At 67.6% G+C, this 256-nt stretch carries 1 protein-coding gene; it reads right to left on the minus strand.

The genetic code is table 11. The features are described 5' to 3' along the window. A partial coding sequence (locus ACRHNM_RS17355) for a DNA gyrase subunit A (protein WP_431137901.1) occupies positions 1-256 on the minus strand: 256 nt, incomplete at both ends.

Here is a 256-nt window from a genome sequence, read left to right on the forward strand (position 1 = left end):
GCCGGTGGTGCCGTTCAGCAGCAGGTGCGGCAGCCGTGCCGGCATCCAGGTCGGTTCCTGCAGGGTGCCGTCGAAGTTCGGTGCCCAGTCGGGGGTGCCCTGGCCCAGTTCGCCCAGCAGCACTTCGGCAACCGGGGTCAGCTTGGATTCGGTGTAACGCATCGCCGCGAACGACTTCGGGTCGTCGCTGGAGCCGAAGTTGCCCTGGCCCTCGATCAGCGGGTAGCGGTACGAGAACGGCTGTGCCATCAGCACC

Origin of the sequence: Psychroserpens mesophilus, assembly GCF_050617655.1 — a bacterium.
Lineage (GTDB): Bacteria > Bacteroidota > Bacteroidia > Flavobacteriales > Flavobacteriaceae > Psychroserpens > Psychroserpens mesophilus_A.